Annotated in this window: 13 protein-coding genes; 12 read left to right on the top strand and 1 reads right to left on the bottom strand. The window is 60.5% G+C overall.

All coding sequences use genetic code 11. The features are described from left to right. Position 1: 1 nt before the first annotated feature. The 12 genes from LIX91_RS07820 to LIX91_RS07875 are packed head-to-tail and all read left to right on the top strand — an operon-like array spanning position 2 to position 12,405. Positions 2–1,111, top strand: a complete 1,110-nt coding sequence (locus LIX91_RS07820) for an SDR family oxidoreductase (RefSeq protein ID WP_100071871.1) — start codon at positions 2–4, stop codon at positions 1,109–1,111. Between the two features lie 34 nt (positions 1,112–1,145). Further along, the gene (locus LIX91_RS07825) at positions 1,146–2,162 is read left to right on the top strand and encodes a fatty acid desaturase family protein (protein WP_003416609.1); all 1,017 of its coding nucleotides are present in this window, start codon (positions 1,146–1,148) and stop codon (positions 2,160–2,162) included. Positions 2,163–2,166: 4 nt separating this feature from the next. Beyond that, positions 2,167–2,679 carry a dCTP deaminase domain-containing protein gene (locus tag LIX91_RS07830; protein WP_003410416.1) on the top strand — a complete coding sequence of 171 codons (513 nt, stop codon included), beginning with the start codon at positions 2,167–2,169 and terminating at the stop codon, positions 2,677–2,679. 2 nt (positions 2,680–2,681) lie between these two features. Next, entirely contained in the window at positions 2,682–3,356 is a 675-nt protein-coding gene (gene dcd, locus LIX91_RS07835) for a dCTP deaminase (protein WP_046270106.1), read from the top strand. Beyond that, on the top strand, positions 3,346–5,241 hold the full coding sequence (locus LIX91_RS07840) for a PEP/pyruvate-binding domain-containing protein (RefSeq protein WP_226488283.1): 1,896 nt from the start codon (positions 3,346–3,348) through the stop codon (positions 5,239–5,241). Before dcd ends, LIX91_RS07840 begins: the two co-directional genes overlap by 11 nt. Beyond that, complete coding sequence (locus tag LIX91_RS07845) at positions 5,238–6,416, top strand: hypothetical protein (RefSeq protein WP_103695793.1); 1,179 nt, start codon at positions 5,238–5,240, stop codon at positions 6,414–6,416. Before LIX91_RS07840 ends, LIX91_RS07845 begins: the two co-directional genes overlap by 4 nt. 24 nt (positions 6,417–6,440) lie before the next feature. Further along, a complete protein-coding gene (locus LIX91_RS07850) occupies positions 6,441–7,580 on the top strand; it encodes a hypothetical protein (protein WP_226488284.1) in 1,140 nt (379 codons plus the stop codon). Then, positions 7,577–8,623: a hypothetical protein gene (locus LIX91_RS07855; RefSeq protein ID WP_003416619.1), complete on the top strand. Its 1,047-nt coding sequence runs from the start codon at positions 7,577–7,579 to the stop codon at positions 8,621–8,623. The genes LIX91_RS07850 and LIX91_RS07855 overlap by 4 nt, the downstream gene beginning before the upstream one ends. Positions 8,624–8,635: 12 nt before the next feature. Beyond that, on the top strand, positions 8,636–9,223 hold the full coding sequence (locus LIX91_RS07860; RefSeq protein ID WP_226488285.1) for a dephospho-CoA kinase: 588 nt from the start codon (positions 8,636–8,638) through the stop codon (positions 9,221–9,223). Beyond that, complete coding sequence (locus tag LIX91_RS07865) at positions 9,220–10,803, top strand: hypothetical protein (RefSeq protein ID WP_226488286.1); 1,584 nt, start codon at positions 9,220–9,222, stop codon at positions 10,801–10,803. Before LIX91_RS07860 ends, LIX91_RS07865 begins: the two co-directional genes overlap by 4 nt. A gap of 38 nt (positions 10,804–10,841) precedes the next feature. Further along, positions 10,842–11,639, top strand: coding sequence for an HAD-IIA family hydrolase (locus LIX91_RS07870; RefSeq protein ID WP_226488287.1), 798 nt, complete (start codon positions 10,842–10,844; stop codon positions 11,637–11,639). A 28-nt stretch (positions 11,640–11,667) separates the two neighbouring features. Then, positions 11,668–12,405 carry a GntR family transcriptional regulator gene (locus tag LIX91_RS07875; protein ID WP_226488288.1) on the top strand — a complete coding sequence of 246 codons (738 nt, stop codon included), beginning with the start codon at positions 11,668–11,670 and terminating at the stop codon, positions 12,403–12,405. 139 nt (positions 12,406–12,544) lie between these two features. Here the strand turns inward: LIX91_RS07875 and LIX91_RS07880 are convergent, their stop codons facing one another. Then, a complete protein-coding gene (locus tag LIX91_RS07880) occupies positions 12,545–13,993 on the bottom strand; it encodes a fatty acid desaturase (protein WP_100071864.1) in 1,449 nt (482 codons plus the stop codon). Positions 13,994–14,075 lie beyond the last annotated feature (82 nt).

Raw genomic sequence — 14,075 nt, forward strand, 5'->3', positions numbered from 1 at the left:
TATGCACTCGACACTGATCATCACCGGGGCCAGTGGTGCGCTGGGCTCCTGGTTCGTGCGCGACTGGCTCAGTCAGCATCCGGCGTCGCATGTGATCGCCTTGTGCCGTTCCACGCAGGCGGCCAGTCGCTGTCTGCAGGATTTGCCTGAGCACAGCCGCTCGCGGCTCGACTGCCAGATCGCCGACCTTACAGACGCCGAGTCCCTGAATGCGCTGGCCGCCACGCTGCCCGCTATCGAGTGCGCCACGGCAGTCCATCTGGCTGCCGATGTGGCCTGGGACAAGACCTTCGACGAGATGCACGAGTTGAATGTCGAAGGTGCGCAGCTGTTCTGCGGCTTTGTCCAGAAGCTGGTGCGCAAGCCTCATTTCATTTATGTGTCCACAGCGTTCACCCGTTGTGAAGGCTGGACCTATCGCAACGGTTACGAGGAAAGCAAGGCAGCCGCAGAGCGTGGTTTGCGTGAGACCTTCGGCACGCAGATGCCGATTTCCGTGTTCAGTTGCAGCCTGGTCATTGGCGCTACCAGCGATGGTGCAATCAGTCGTTTTCATGGTCTGTACCCGTTGATTCGCTTCATCAATACCTTTGCGCCGCCTTTTCTGGTCGGCAATCGCCAGGGGCTGTTCGATCTGGTGCCTATCGATTGGGTGGTGGACGAATTGATCCATCTGGTCAGTCATTGCGTGGCCGGTGGTGAAGGGCGTGAGGTCGTCGCCTCGGCGGGGGATGCACGCCTGCCTTATGAGCAGGTGATCCGCATCATCGAGTCGCGCGTCGACCATGCTCGGCAGCAGGCGGGTATTGCGCCCTTGACCCCGGCACCGATCCTGCGCAGCCGGCAATGGGCGTTCCTCAAGCGCTCGCTGGTCGCATGGCGGCCTGAAGGTATTTCGACCCGGGATTTCCGCTATTTCGAGCGCCTGTTGCAGATCTATGGCGTGTACGCCGAAAGCGATCTGGTCAGGCCACCGTTGAATGTCCGGAACCCGGCACCCGGCGCGGAAGTGTTTTTACCCAAAGCGGTGGATTACTGGCTGGCTCATGCGCCCGACGCGCGGCTCAGCCTGGACAAGCTTGTCGCGAAATCGGCGGCAATGCACGGTTAGCAGGCCCTTTCAACGATTGAACGGGAGATGGAACATGGCAGACACAATCGAACTCGACACGATGGACAGTGGCGCTTACGACCGACGCTCCGAGCGCGCCACGTTGGCACGCGACAACCTGTCACTGACCTCGGATCTCAAGCAACTCAGCCACTGGCGGCAGGCATTGCAGATAGGCGTGCAGTGGGCGGTGATCGCCTCCGCAGTCACGCTGGCTGAAGTCAGCGACTCGACGCTGGTGTGTCTGATCGCAGTAGTCGTCATTGCGACGCGACAGCACGCGCTGCTGGTACTCATGCACGATGCGGCGCATTTGCTGATCAGCCGTGACAAGCGGCGCAACGATCTGATCTCCAATGTGTTCCTGACGTTTCCTCTGACGTTGAGCACGTCACGCTACCGGGCTCACCACATTGCCCACCACAAGCACCTCAACACGCCCGACGATCCGGACTATGCCGATGCCTTCGCACCCGCCAGTTCCAGATTGTTCTGGCAGGCTCTGCTGCGCGATATCAGTGGGCTGTCGACCCTGCAATCGCTACGCACGATGGACAGCTTCAGCGTGATCGGACTGTTCACTCACCCCGTGCCGTCGACCCGCATCGAGCGCTATCAGGCAATGGCCTTTTATGTCTGCGCCGCGCTGCTCATCACGGCTTTGCAGGCCTGGCCGGGCGTGCTGCTTTACTGGCTGGCGCCACTGGTGTTCTTTCTGCCGCCGATTCTGCGCATTCGCAGCCTGTCGGAGCACGCAGGGCTTTCGACCCGGAGTGTGAAGCGCGATGCACGCAGTGTCAGCCCCGGCTGGCTGGAACGAGGGCTGTTCGCGCCGTGCAATATCAATCGGCACTGGGAGCACCACCTCTTTCAACAGATACCCAGCTATCGCCTGGGCACCTTGTCTCGACGCCTGGCGCAACGCCTGCCTGGCTCGGCTGCCGCCTGCTGCACTCAGGGCTATCTCTTGGGGGAACGCAGCATGCGCGCCGAATTGTATGGTGCCAACGGCCGAGCGCGTGCCGTGGCCTCTCTGGATCAGGAGGCTTGAACCCATGATGCTGACTGGTTCTGAAATAGTGAAGATGCGCGAGGTCGGCAGTGTCGTCATCGAGCCTTTCGACCCCGCCCATGTCGAGGTCAATTCGTACGGCTGTCACCTGGCGGATCTGCTTCTGGAGTACCGCAGCGACCGCATCGATCCTCACGGTGAGCTGGAGGTGGTCGAGCACCATATTCCGCCCGAAGGCTTCGTGTTGTACCCCAACCGTTTTTACCTGGGCGCCACTGCCGAGCAGATCGGCGGTATCGATTTTGCCAGCGAGCTTTACGCCAATGTGTCCACGGCATCCTGTGGCGTTTTCATCCAGACCAGTGCGCCGCTCGGTCATACCGGGGCGGCCATCAGCTGGACGCTGGAAATCGTTGTGACTCAACCGGTGCGGGTCTATGCCGGCACCAAAGTGGCCAAGGTCTGCTTCTGGGCGAACTTCGGCATGACCACCTGCTACGCGGGACGCTACTTGGGCTCCAAGAGCACCGTGCCCTCGAAAATCATTCTGGATTGACCATGATATTGACCGGTAGTGAAATCGAAAATCGCGTGCGTTCGGGTGAAATCGTCATCAGTCCGTTTTCCCATGAGAACGTCAATCCCAACAGCTACAACTTCCGCTTGCATGACCAGATGAAGGTCTACGAAGACGATGTGATCGATGTGCGCGCCGAGGCGTCGACGCGAACCATCGAAATCGGTCCGGAAGGCTTTGAATTGCAGCCCATGAAGCTGTATCTGGCCTCGACCATAGAAACCATGGGCAGCACCCATTTCGTACCGACGTATGCGGCTCGTTCTTCGATCGCCAGGCTGGGCATGTTCATTAACCTGTCGGCGCCGCTGGGCGACATCGGCTTCGTCGGGCGCTGGACCTTGCAGCTGTATGCGCTCAACCGCATACGGGTTTACCCCGGCATGAACATCGGTCAAATGATGTTCTGGAACGTCAAGGGCGATATCGAGCTGTATTCCGGAAAATACCAGGGCGCGACCGAGGCCTTCGCGTCACGGATTTTCATGGATTTCGAGAAGACGCCGCGTCCGCAGCCGCTGGTGCCCAACCTTGCGCCATTCCCCGCTGCTGCAGCCCAGGAAGAGCTCGATGCCGCGCCCGATGCGCTGGCGGCCAGGCCCGGTCGAATGGCCACCGATATTCCACTGATAGCAGGAGGCCGTCGTGTCCAGTAAATACTCGACCTTGAAACACCTTGCCGGTGATCTGCCGGTGCCCGCCCTGAGCGCTCTGCAAGATGCCGATTACCGCGTGTTATGGCAGGACTTTGCAAGCCGCAAACAGGCCATTGAGGACACGCTGAAAACCGTGCGCATCACCGCTGGTGCCTTCCTTGACGAGCACATGGACAGAATCGCCCGGCTGGCCGAGTTCGAATGGAGTGACGCTGCCGACAGCCATCTTCAGACATTGCTCGGGCAGGCAGGCTTTGATGCCGACAGCGAACTTGCCGTGCGCTCTTCGGCGAATATCGAGGATGGCAACCAGCACAGTTTCGCCGGAATCTTCAGCACGCATCTGTCGGTCAACGGGTTTCCGGCGCTCAAGGCGGCGATTCTGGATGTATGGCGCTCCGGGGTTTCCCGTCAGGCCATCCTGGAACGCTTGCGAGCGTCGATGCTGGAAACACCGGTCGAAATGACGGTGATCATGCAGCGCATGGTCAAGGCTCGCTTCGCAGGCGTCGCGTTCAGCCACGATCCGCTGACCGGTGAGGCCGTGACGCTGATTGAAACGGTCGCCTCGCTGGGTGAAGCGATGGTGTCCGGTGTGGAGAGGGGCATGTCGGCGCGGATCGGTGACCAGCGATTGCTGGACTGCGACCCTGCGCTGGAACCGCACGCGGCATTGCTGCTGGAGGTGGCCGCGCTGGCCTCCAGGGCATCTGCGGCGTTGGGCATGCCTGCCGACATCGAATGGGCAGTGGATGAGGGGCAACTCTGGCTGCTTCAGGCAAGACCCGTCACCAGCCTGCGCGAGGCGCGCAGCCTGGAACCGATGCTGGAGTGGACTGAACTCTACCTTGCCAGTGACGACGCACTGACGGATTTCCGTCCATTGCCTGCCTTTGCGCAGTACTTTCGAAGCAAGCGCCGTCCGCTGGCCTTGTTCGCAAAAACCCACGGCGTCTCGGCAGGCCAGGCATTGCTGATAAAGGCCAATCGCCAGGGGCTGCTCGAACCGGCCATGAGCCAGGCACTGCTGGACAGGCTCAAGACCGATCAAGTGGTACTGGATTTCTCCGATCAGGTGCGCCAGCAGATCCTCGAACGTGGCGCAGTGCGTGAACGGCTGCTTGAACTCAGCGATGAGCGGGTGGTGTGTTTCGTGCTGCGCGAGTTTCTGCAGGGTGAAACCGGGCTTATTACCCAGGCGTGCGATGACGGCTCGACGACCTGTGAGTGGTCATCGGAAGGTTTGCTGGCGATCAATCGTGGCATTGCCGGCACTCAACGCGCGCGCCTGGCGACGAACGACCCGAGTGGGCCCGCCGATGCGCAGCAGCTGCACAGCATCACCCATGCAGCTGGCGCGCTGCTGGGCTCGGTGCAACTGGAATGGGTAAGGGCAGGGCAGCAGTTGCATCTGATCGATTTTTCGCCGTTGTCGACGTTCGTGCAGGTGCAGGACGCAACGGAAATCCGCCTGATTTCGCCAGGTTATGCCGACGGGCCGGTGGTGCTGGTCACGGCGGGGCGACAGCTGGAAGAACTGAGTATCTCGGCCACTGTTTCAATCAATTCGATCCCTTCGTCCAGCTCGCTGGGTGCCGAACTGGAAGAGCTTGAGCGGCAACTGCGTGTTCACGACGGACAGGCGATTGTGGTCTCGCCGCGCCCTTATGCGGCGCTGGCGGCATTGCTGCCGTTCGCGCGCGGTTTTGTCTTCGAGCAGGCGTCCATGCTTTGCCATCTTTCGATTCTGTTGCGGGAACACGGCATTCCTGCCGTGGAGTCCGAAGCGCTTTATCAGCAGGGGCTTGCCGGACAACGGATCACTTTCAGCCAGAGCCCCAAGGCGCTGCCTCACGCGGTCAACGAAGTACGGGAGCTACAATGACTACGGATATTTCACTGTTGTTTTTCGATCCGCACACCCTCAACGGCAGCCTCGATTGTGCGCTGGTCGCCATTGTCGACACAGAGGCTGCGCGAGCCCGTCACTCGGACAACGGCCTGTTCATCCCCAGCGGTACGTTGCATGCGCAGTGGCTTTCCAATGCCCATCACACTCATGTGCCGATGCCCATGAAAGACTTCGACTTTCAGGTGTTCAATGCCGGGCAGCGCAAGCGTACCCAGGACAGCCGTTCGCGCATGCATATGCTGGATCCGACGCTCAATCGTCGACCGTCCGATCAGGCCTTGATGGCCACCCTGGCGGTGACGCATCACCTCGATAAATGCAGCGTTTATCACTACGTTCACGAGGGCGAAGCCGGAGCCTTGTTCCTGCACTTGATGGATGTCGAACCGGTCGAGCGTGCTTCCTGGAGGGCCTGGCAACGTTTGGCCCGATCCGCTGCTGCGCGTGTGGCTGTTTCGCAACCGATGCTGAGTGATGACTGCTGGTACGTGCGCTGGCGTCCGGAAATGGAGCTGGAACGTAAATTCACCTCGTTTCAGATACCTGACATGTGGCAGTTGTCCACCGCGATGCACAAGGCGTTCGGAGAGGGCGCTTTCAAGGACCTGGTACTGGAAATCGACCGTGACTTTCAAACCTACGACTATGAATCGCATATCTTCGAAGTGACGGGCGACCCCGTCGAAACCGGTTACATCTCGTTCATTCCCCAGGCCGACGGGCTGATGGCGGTCAAGCGCAAATGGTTTCTCGAGAACGCGGAATTGCGCCGCGAAGACTTCAACACCGATCAGCCGGTGGCGTTTGCCGATATCGAAACTCACGCCCGCTCGATGACCTCGGCGAACCTGCGTCGGCTCAAGCCGTTCAGGCGCACCCGGATCGACATCAATTTCGAATCGCTGAGGACCGGTAATGGTTTCGGGGCGTACTTCGATGTCTGCCGCATGGTCGACGGGAGTGCGGAGTTCGCCCAGGTCGAAGTCGAATATTGCCGCAGCAGGACCCTGCACACGCTGCGCGAGGTGGAGGAAGACTTTGAAACCGTATCCAACGTAATGCGCGACTTTCTGGCGGAGCGGCACCCGCCGTTTCAGCAGGATCTCTATTCGAAACTCGACTTTGCCCGTGAGGCGAGTCGGCTCTGAATTCACTTTGCCGGGGAGATGAGCATGTCGCAATCCACGACCACGCAGACGGCTATTGTGTTCGGTAGCTGGAAAATCCGTCATCAGGAGCCGTTCGGCAGCGATGACCACAGGTTGTATGCCATTGCCGCGGACACGGCGTTGCTGGGTGAGCTGACCGCCGTCGCTGACCTGCGAGGCCGCCACCGGGTACTGGCACGTTGGGATGCCGACGGGGCGATGTTCCTTGATGAGGATTCGCACGGCGCGCTGGGCGATGAAAGCTGCCAAAACCTGTCCGGTGCCGCCATCCCGCTGGCGATTATCCGCTTGCAGGCGGACCGGGTGTACATCAGCCATTTGCTCAATCGCATTGATGTGCATCGTTCGCTGTTCGTACAGCCGCCCCTCGAAATCGAGCAGCCTGCCGTCCCGCAAAACCTGTTGATCGCGCTGCGCAATGCGTTCGAGCGCAACCATCTGGCGATCAACAATTGGGAATGTCGCTACGCCACCAGCGAACAGACCTATGTCGAGTCCATCGAGATGGCACCTGATTGCCATGCGCGAATGCTCGGCGAGGCCTGGTTCGACGCCAGTTTCAGCCCGGCAATGGCGCCGTTCACCAGCCAGTGCGGTGACGAATTTCAGGTCTGGGACCATCAGGTAACCGCCGCCAGGGCGGAAGACGGTGGTTATGTATGGGTCGAGCACTGCAGTCGCAAACGCAAGCTGGCGGTCAATGAACCCATCGTGCAGCTGTTTCGCAGCGCGCCGGGCAACCTGTCGGGCACCGTAAGGCACCTGTCGCTGGGCTCTCCGACGCTGGAGGCCATGGCCATGAACATTGACAGCACGTTGCAGGCACTTGGTGAGTACCGACGTTATGCGTTCAGTGCCCCGTGTGAATCCGTGGACAGCGGCAACCTCTTCGCGATCACCTTCGAGACCTGCATGCCGCTCGATTCGCAGGCGGGGAGTACGACGCGCGGTGAGGTACGTTTTCTCAAGTGCCGGGGCGCACTGGACTATCAGTCGATCGATGCCGATCTGCGCAGGCTGATGGAGCATCTGCGGGCATTTCTGAGCGAACGTCGCCAGGAATGCTGGCCCCTGACTGATCGTTTTGCCTTTCTGCATTCGCCATCACCCTTCATCACCAGCCCGGAGAGCCTGCACTCATGAGTTGTTATCTTTGCAATGGACGCTATCGATTCGAACTGGACGATCAGACCTCCGGCTCGGCACTGGCCCAGCGGCTGCGGGTATTCCTTGCGCCTTACTTTGCCGAAGTGGACGACGACGGCCAGACCATCGTCGACCTGAGGGTTCGGCTGCACGACAGCGCGGCGTTCAACGCCGAGTGGATGAGCCTCTGCGTGACGCCTGACATCATCCGCGAAACCTACGCCCCCGGCTTTACCCTGCGGGTGTTGCGTGGCCATGACCCGGAGACAGGGCTGGACTACGCTTGGGATGCCGATACGCGGGTCGGTTACCGGATTGATCGGGCGCGTCACACGGTTGATTTTCATGGCGACGAAAATGCCTTCATCCACTTGATCGAGCTAGTGCGTTATTACGGGCTGCTGGTCGAGCAGGCCAAAGGCAGTGTGATCATGCATGCCTCGGCGGTGGTCGCACCGGACGGCGGAATCGTTGCCATCGGCGGTGCAAAAGGGGCAGGCAAGACCACCACCATGCTCGATCTGGTGCTGTCCGATGAGTACCTGTACTTTTCCGGGGACAAGCTGTTGCTGGACAGCGTCGACGGTCGGATTCGTGCCCGCGGCTGGCCGGATTATCCGCATGTCGGTGTCGGCACATTACGTACACATCCAGAACTGGCAAAGCGACTCGATCTGGCAGCGGTGGCCGATGATCTGTCGATCGCGCATACCGAAAAACGCCTGTGCAAACCCGAAGCCATGCGCGCCGCACTCAAGGCCAGCCCGGAAGGCTGTGGCTGGCTGGAGACCGTCATCCTGCCCAACGTGGCGGCGCGGGGCAAATTGCGGGTCGATGCAATGGGCCGCGATGCGATTCTGGAACAGATTCACTCACCCACGCTCTTCGAGTGGCCGCATCGTTTCGTTACCTCGACCTGGCACGGCTTGCTGGATGCCGGTTCGCTGACCGACAGCGTACCGCCGCAGATCGTCCGTGGGCTGCTCGGTGTACAGTGGCAAAGCCGTGTGGGCGTGGCGCGCGAGCTGATCAGCGCCTGATAAGGAGATCCTATGAACCACGCTACCCAATTGCGTCTGGCGCTGGTGGCCCCCAGCGGTTCCGGGAAGAGTACAACCGCCGATTTGCTGCGTGAGTATTTCGAAACGGCAGGGCTGTCGGTCGAGGTCATCAAGCTCGCCCAGCCCTTGTACGAGTTACAAGGCATGTTCTATGCGCAGGCCGGGGTGCAAGTGGCGAGCGGCAGCCAGAATCAGCGTTTGCTGGAGTGCATCGCACGCGAGCTGAGGGATCTGGACAGTCAGTCGCTGGTCACGAACTTCGCCCGACGATTGGCCCGGTGCTGCGCGCAGGTGGTCATCAATGATGATCTGCGCGACGACACGGTCGACTGGCCGTACCTTCAGGCGCAAGGCTTTCAGGTGATCAAGGTGCTTGCCGATTCATCCGTGAGACAAACGCGTCTGGGGCAGCGAGGCGACATCAGTGTGGTGGAAAACAGCGCACTGGATCTGCAGATGCGCCGGATCGAAGCGGATTATGTACTGCCCAACAGCGGTTCTATAGAGCAGTTGAAGCAGCGTGTTGCCGTGGTGGCCCGCTGGGCGTTGGACGACTCTCAACGCCGGATCGCTTCATGAAGGGCGCTGATCCGTTGGTATGGCTGTTGATCGACGGGTTGTCGTGGGAGCTGGTCAAGCGTTACCGGGCACGACAGCCTGGACGGCCCTCGGCGCAGTGGCCGTGTTACCCCTTGCTGCCACTGTCGCCCAATTGCCAGACCCCGCCCTCGCTGTTGTCGATCTTCAGCGGCGCACCGGTCAGCGAGCACGGTTTGACGGGCTATCTCGTGCCTGCGCCAACGCCGCAGGACTGCCTGGCGGTGACGGATGCATTTGAGGTCTGGCCGCGCCACATCGATATGGTCTGGGATGAATGGGCGCGCCAGGGCATCACTTTCCGCCTGTGTGCCGTGCCCTTTGTGCAGCCCGACAGGCTGGGTGACGCATTGCTTGGGCAAAGCTGCGTCTATCAGGGTTTTTCGCTGCGTCCCGAGGTCATCGAAAACGGTGGCTGCCTGCGTATCGAGGCCCTGGATGTGCTTGCCAGGGTCAGTCTTCAACAGGACGGTGCGGTGCTGGACTGGCCAGAGGACCATGGCCGTGCTGCATGCCGATTGCCGCTGGGCAGAACGGTGCACGTGCCGTTGTCGCGGCAGGCCCCTGGCAATGTGTGCAAGGCGATTGCACTGCGCGCGGTGCACATCGAAAACCGTGTTTGTGTGATCAGTTTCGGTTACCGGGAGGTCCAGGCGCTTGATCTGCAGGGCGACACCGGCAAGGCTTACGTGGCCAATGACCTGACGGTGCTGTACCGCACCGGACAGCTGGGCAAGCGGCTGGATGAGGGCGGGCAGGGCGCTGCGGAATGGCTGCTGCTGGAACTGATGCGCGAGATGCATGAAAGCTTTTGCGACGACATTGTCGGCGCAGTCAGGGCCGGTGATGCACAGCGTGTCATCGGTTATTACCCGGTGGTGGATCTGCTGTCACATCATCTGCTCAAGTACCTCGCGCCAGACTGGGCCAGCGAATTGATGCAAGCGGTTGGACAACGCCTGTTCGACGAGATATCGGGGTGGGTCGATGAGCTGATCCTGCGCTGCGTCGACGCCGCGGGTGGCGAGATACGCTGCGTCGCTCACTCGGATCACGGCATGGCACCTGTCCATCACGATCTTTACCCCAACAGTTTTTTCGAGCAGCAGGGCTGGCTGGTCTATGACGCATCAGGCGTGCCGGATATGCACAAAAGCGCGGCGCTCTTTCATCCGGCCGACAACGGTCTGGTGCTGTTCAACACCGGGCGACTGGCGCTGTCCGGACACGACCCTGGCTCAGTGACCGACGCCTGGCGCAAAAGCCTCGCACAGCCGTTTCGAGATGAGTGGACGATGTTCGAGTGCGCCGGCGGGCAGGTCTTTGCTGAAGGCTGGACGGGCTGCTGCTACTGGCAGGCCCCGCGAGGCACGCGACTGCTGGCCGCTCGTTCAGAACACGCCGTTCGCCTCAGCCGAAAAGGTGGCGATCACACGGTATGCGCCAATGACCCGTGGTTGCGTGGCGTGTTGCTGGACGCCAGCAGCACGCCGTTGCCACGGCCTGCCGACGCTGAAATGACATTGCCTGCGATTCGCCAGTGGCTCACAGCCACAATCTGACACCTGACTCGATACTTTCAGCCACAGGGAGCTTATCCATGCGCTTCGACAGCCTGCTTTTCGATATTGACGGCACACTCATGCTCAAGGGACAGCCTCTGCCGGGCGCAGCCGATGCATTGAGCTTCGCGCGCTCGCAGGGGTTAAGGCTGCAATTGCTGACCAACACCACGGCGAAGATGCCGGAGGCGCTGGCAGAGGAGCTTTGCCATGCCGGAATCGAGGTCGTCCCCGACGAAATCCAGACCGCCACCACGGCGTGTCTGGGCTATCTGCAGCAACATCCGCACCTCAAGTGCCATCTGCTGGTCCCCGATTCGATACGGCCGGCGTTCAGCGGCATCGTTACAGACGATACGAACCCGGACGTAGTGGTCATCAGCGATATCGGCGAAGCCTTCGACTACGCCACGCTGAATCGCTGTTTCCGTATGTTGCGAGGCGGTGCTCGTCTCATTGCGCTGCAAAAAAACCTGTTCTGGTTCGATCGTGACGGGGAGCGCCTCGATTGCGGCGCCTTCATCGTCGGGCTTGAGGCCGCAGCACAGGTACAGGCCTTGGTCATGGGCAAACCGTCACCGATGTTTTTCGAGGCTGCCCTGCGCAAACTCGATACCAGCGCCAGCCGCACTCTGGTGGTGGGCGACGACGTTCTGACTGACTGCGCAGGGGCGAAAGCCGTCGGTGCCAGCAGCCTGTTGGTGCGTACCGGAAAATATGACCCGAAGCTATTCGAGGCCCATCGGCAAAACGTGGACGCGGTGATTGAAGGGATTGCAGATTTCCCACGCTGGTGGATGTCCGGCAATACCGCAGATCATCTGCGCCAAGGTTAAGTAACTGGATTACAAGGACGAATCATCAATGCAGACAGCATGCGCCAAAAAATTGAAAGAGCGCTCGGAAACCATGTCCGAGCGGATTTACGCCCTGCTCAAAGAAGATATTTCCGAGTTTCGTCTATTACCCGGCGAACGATTTACTGAAGGTGAAGTGGCCGAGCGTGTTCAAGCCAGCCGTACACCGGTCAGGCAGGCATTGTTCCGGCTGGAGCAGGAAGGCTATGTGGAGGTTTATTACCGAAGCGGCTGGCAGGTGCGGCCCTTTGACCCTCGTCACTTCGAGGAACTGTATGACGTGCGGGTGGTGCTCGAGCTGACGGCGCTCGCCAGGCTGGGGTTGATGGACCTGAGTGTCGAGCCGCTGATCGACGAACTCGTACGCACCTGGCTGGTGCCGAAAAGCGAGCGTTTGAGAGACACCGATATCCTCGCCGGGCTGGGCGAACGCTTTCATTGCGCGTTGGTCGAGGCGGTGGGTAATCGGGAAGTGGCCAGGTTGCATTACGAGATCACCGAGAAGACCCGGACCATCCGGCGTCTTGAATTCAGCGCCTCCAGAGTCGATGCAACGTACGAAGAGCATGGCAGCATTCTGAAGGCCCTCCTGCAACGTCGGCCGCAACACGCCCAGCAATTGCTGGAAGCGCATGTCGAACTCAACAAGGAGGAGGCGCGCAGAGCCACCCAGCATGTTTTGCGCCGCGCGCGTCACTACGCCGAGAAGAACGAGCCCGCCAGATTGCGTGCGCAAGCGCAGTGAGCGGTTGCTGGATAGCTGCGCGTTTCGGTCGTTTGATCCATCACCGGTAACGCAATGCTTCCAGCAACAGGGCAAAGTTCCTTGATCACCGCGCGGCCAATAATGGCGAATGACTATTCTGAGGCAGAGTGTGTAGGTATCAGTAGTTCTGCTTGAGCCTCGACCACATCAGCGAGGCAAGCGAGCGTGATGCCATGAGCTGCTCCTCGGCGCGAACTGCAGAGGGCAGGGCATGCCACGGTATGCTGGCGGTTCGGTGATGCTGTAAGTGCAGGTTGATATGGTAAGGCCAGATGAAAAATCGTCCCAGCCAGCCGACGCGCCAGGCGTAGGTCCACTCTTCCCAGCCAGGCGTGACGCCGGGGCCGCCGCTGTGCTCGGCCATGCTGCGAATTTTCTGCAGCAGGGTGCCGACCGTAATCAGGGGCAGGAACCACAGCATCGCCACCAACCCGAACGTTTGCGCCGAGCATTGCCAGATAAGCGCGGCGACAATCATCAGCCATACCAGCGCTGCCGAAATCAGCGGGCGGGTGAGCGCTGGCGGCGCGCCTCCTGCGGCCTTGTAGGCGGCAATGTTGCGCAGCGTGTTGATCAGCAGCAAGTCTCCCAGCAGTTGCCTGGCCAGCAACTTCGCGGTTAACGGTCGGAACTGCCAGGGCTGGCGGTAATAGAGGAAGCGTCGTTCCGGGTCCTGTTCGGTACCCGCGTGCTGGTGATGGTCCAAGTGCAGGGGCCGGTAGAATTCGATCGGCACCAGGCCCGGAACACCGATCGCCAGGTTGATCAGGAAGTCGTTAGTACTGCGCTGTCGAGTCAGGTGGTAATGGGTTGCATCGTGATACAGCACGAACAACGCGTGCTGCCTTGCTGCCACGATGAGCACGGCCAGCAGATAAAAGCGCCAGTCTGCGAGGTAAATCGCGACACGAATCGTGACCAGTATGCACAGCCATTCGAGTAGCAGAGCCGATAAGGTGCGCATGTCTACCGCACAGCGCCTGAGTACCAAGGTCGTCAGGCCGCAGGCCAGGCCGATGAACACGCCACAGGCCATGTCGGTGAAGACATGCTGCCCGGTGGTCATCACCGTCAGCATGAGCACGGCGCTCCAGAGGGCAAATACCCAGGCCGATCTCAGCCGCAAACCGCCCATGACGACGCTGATTGCAACGGGTAACGCCACATGCCCGCTGGGTGATGCCGCCAGTGGCGCATCGAGCCGGTACAGCCAGTCGAGCCACGCGGAACCGCTTTCAGGACGCAGGATCATGGTCGGCCAGAACAGGTGGCTGACCAGGCACAGCCCGGCGGCCAGGGCGCCGGCGAAAAATACCGGCAGCAGCCAAGAGGACTGACGCCCCATGTAAACGAGCACCGGCATCACCAGCGTATAGCTGAGATACAGCGGCAGTGTGAACGGCAGCAAGGGCATATGAGCGTCGACGATACCTGGCTCGACGAGCCTTGCTGGGCCCATTGGAACGTGTGTCACCAGAAAGTACAGCAGGCCGGTGACCAGCAGGTAGGCCAACAGCCACGTGACGGGACGATCAGTACTGGACGTGGCGCATTGATAAGGATGCATGGGTGCGAAGCCTGGTTCATTCGTTACGTGCACAAGCGAACGCCCGGACGGGCCAGACTGTGCGCAGCGATGATTGCAGAAG

It is taken from the genome of Pseudomonas sp. B20, from assembly GCF_020515755.1.
In the GTDB taxonomy this organism is placed as follows: Bacteria; Pseudomonadota; Gammaproteobacteria; order Pseudomonadales; family Pseudomonadaceae; genus Aquipseudomonas; species Aquipseudomonas syringae.

Coding starts and splice junctions, on each gene's coding strand:
- LIX91_RS07875 (WP_226488288.1), top strand. CDS start 11,668: ATGCAGACAGCATGCGCCAAAAAATTGAAAGAGCGCTCGGAAACCATG.
- LIX91_RS07865 (WP_226488286.1), top strand. CDS start 9,220: ATGAAGGGCGCTGATCCGTTGGTATGGCTGTTGATCGACGGGTTGTCG.
- LIX91_RS07825 (WP_003416609.1), top strand. CDS start 1,146: ATGGCAGACACAATCGAACTCGACACGATGGACAGTGGCGCTTACGAC.
- LIX91_RS07870 (WP_226488287.1), top strand. CDS start 10,842: ATGCGCTTCGACAGCCTGCTTTTCGATATTGACGGCACACTCATGCTC.
- LIX91_RS07855 (WP_003416619.1), top strand. CDS start 7,577: ATGAGTTGTTATCTTTGCAATGGACGCTATCGATTCGAACTGGACGAT.
- LIX91_RS07860 (WP_226488285.1), top strand. CDS start 8,636: ATGAACCACGCTACCCAATTGCGTCTGGCGCTGGTGGCCCCCAGCGGT.
- dcd (WP_046270106.1), top strand. CDS start 2,682: ATGATATTGACCGGTAGTGAAATCGAAAATCGCGTGCGTTCGGGTGAA.
- LIX91_RS07880 (WP_100071864.1), bottom strand. CDS start 13,993: ATGCATCCTTATCAATGCGCCACGTCCAGTACTGATCGTCCCGTCACG.
- LIX91_RS07830 (WP_003410416.1), top strand. CDS start 2,167: ATGATGCTGACTGGTTCTGAAATAGTGAAGATGCGCGAGGTCGGCAGT.
- LIX91_RS07820 (WP_100071871.1), top strand. CDS start 2: ATGCACTCGACACTGATCATCACCGGGGCCAGTGGTGCGCTGGGCTCC.
- LIX91_RS07845 (WP_103695793.1), top strand. CDS start 5,238: ATGACTACGGATATTTCACTGTTGTTTTTCGATCCGCACACCCTCAAC.
- LIX91_RS07850 (WP_226488284.1), top strand. CDS start 6,441: ATGTCGCAATCCACGACCACGCAGACGGCTATTGTGTTCGGTAGCTGG.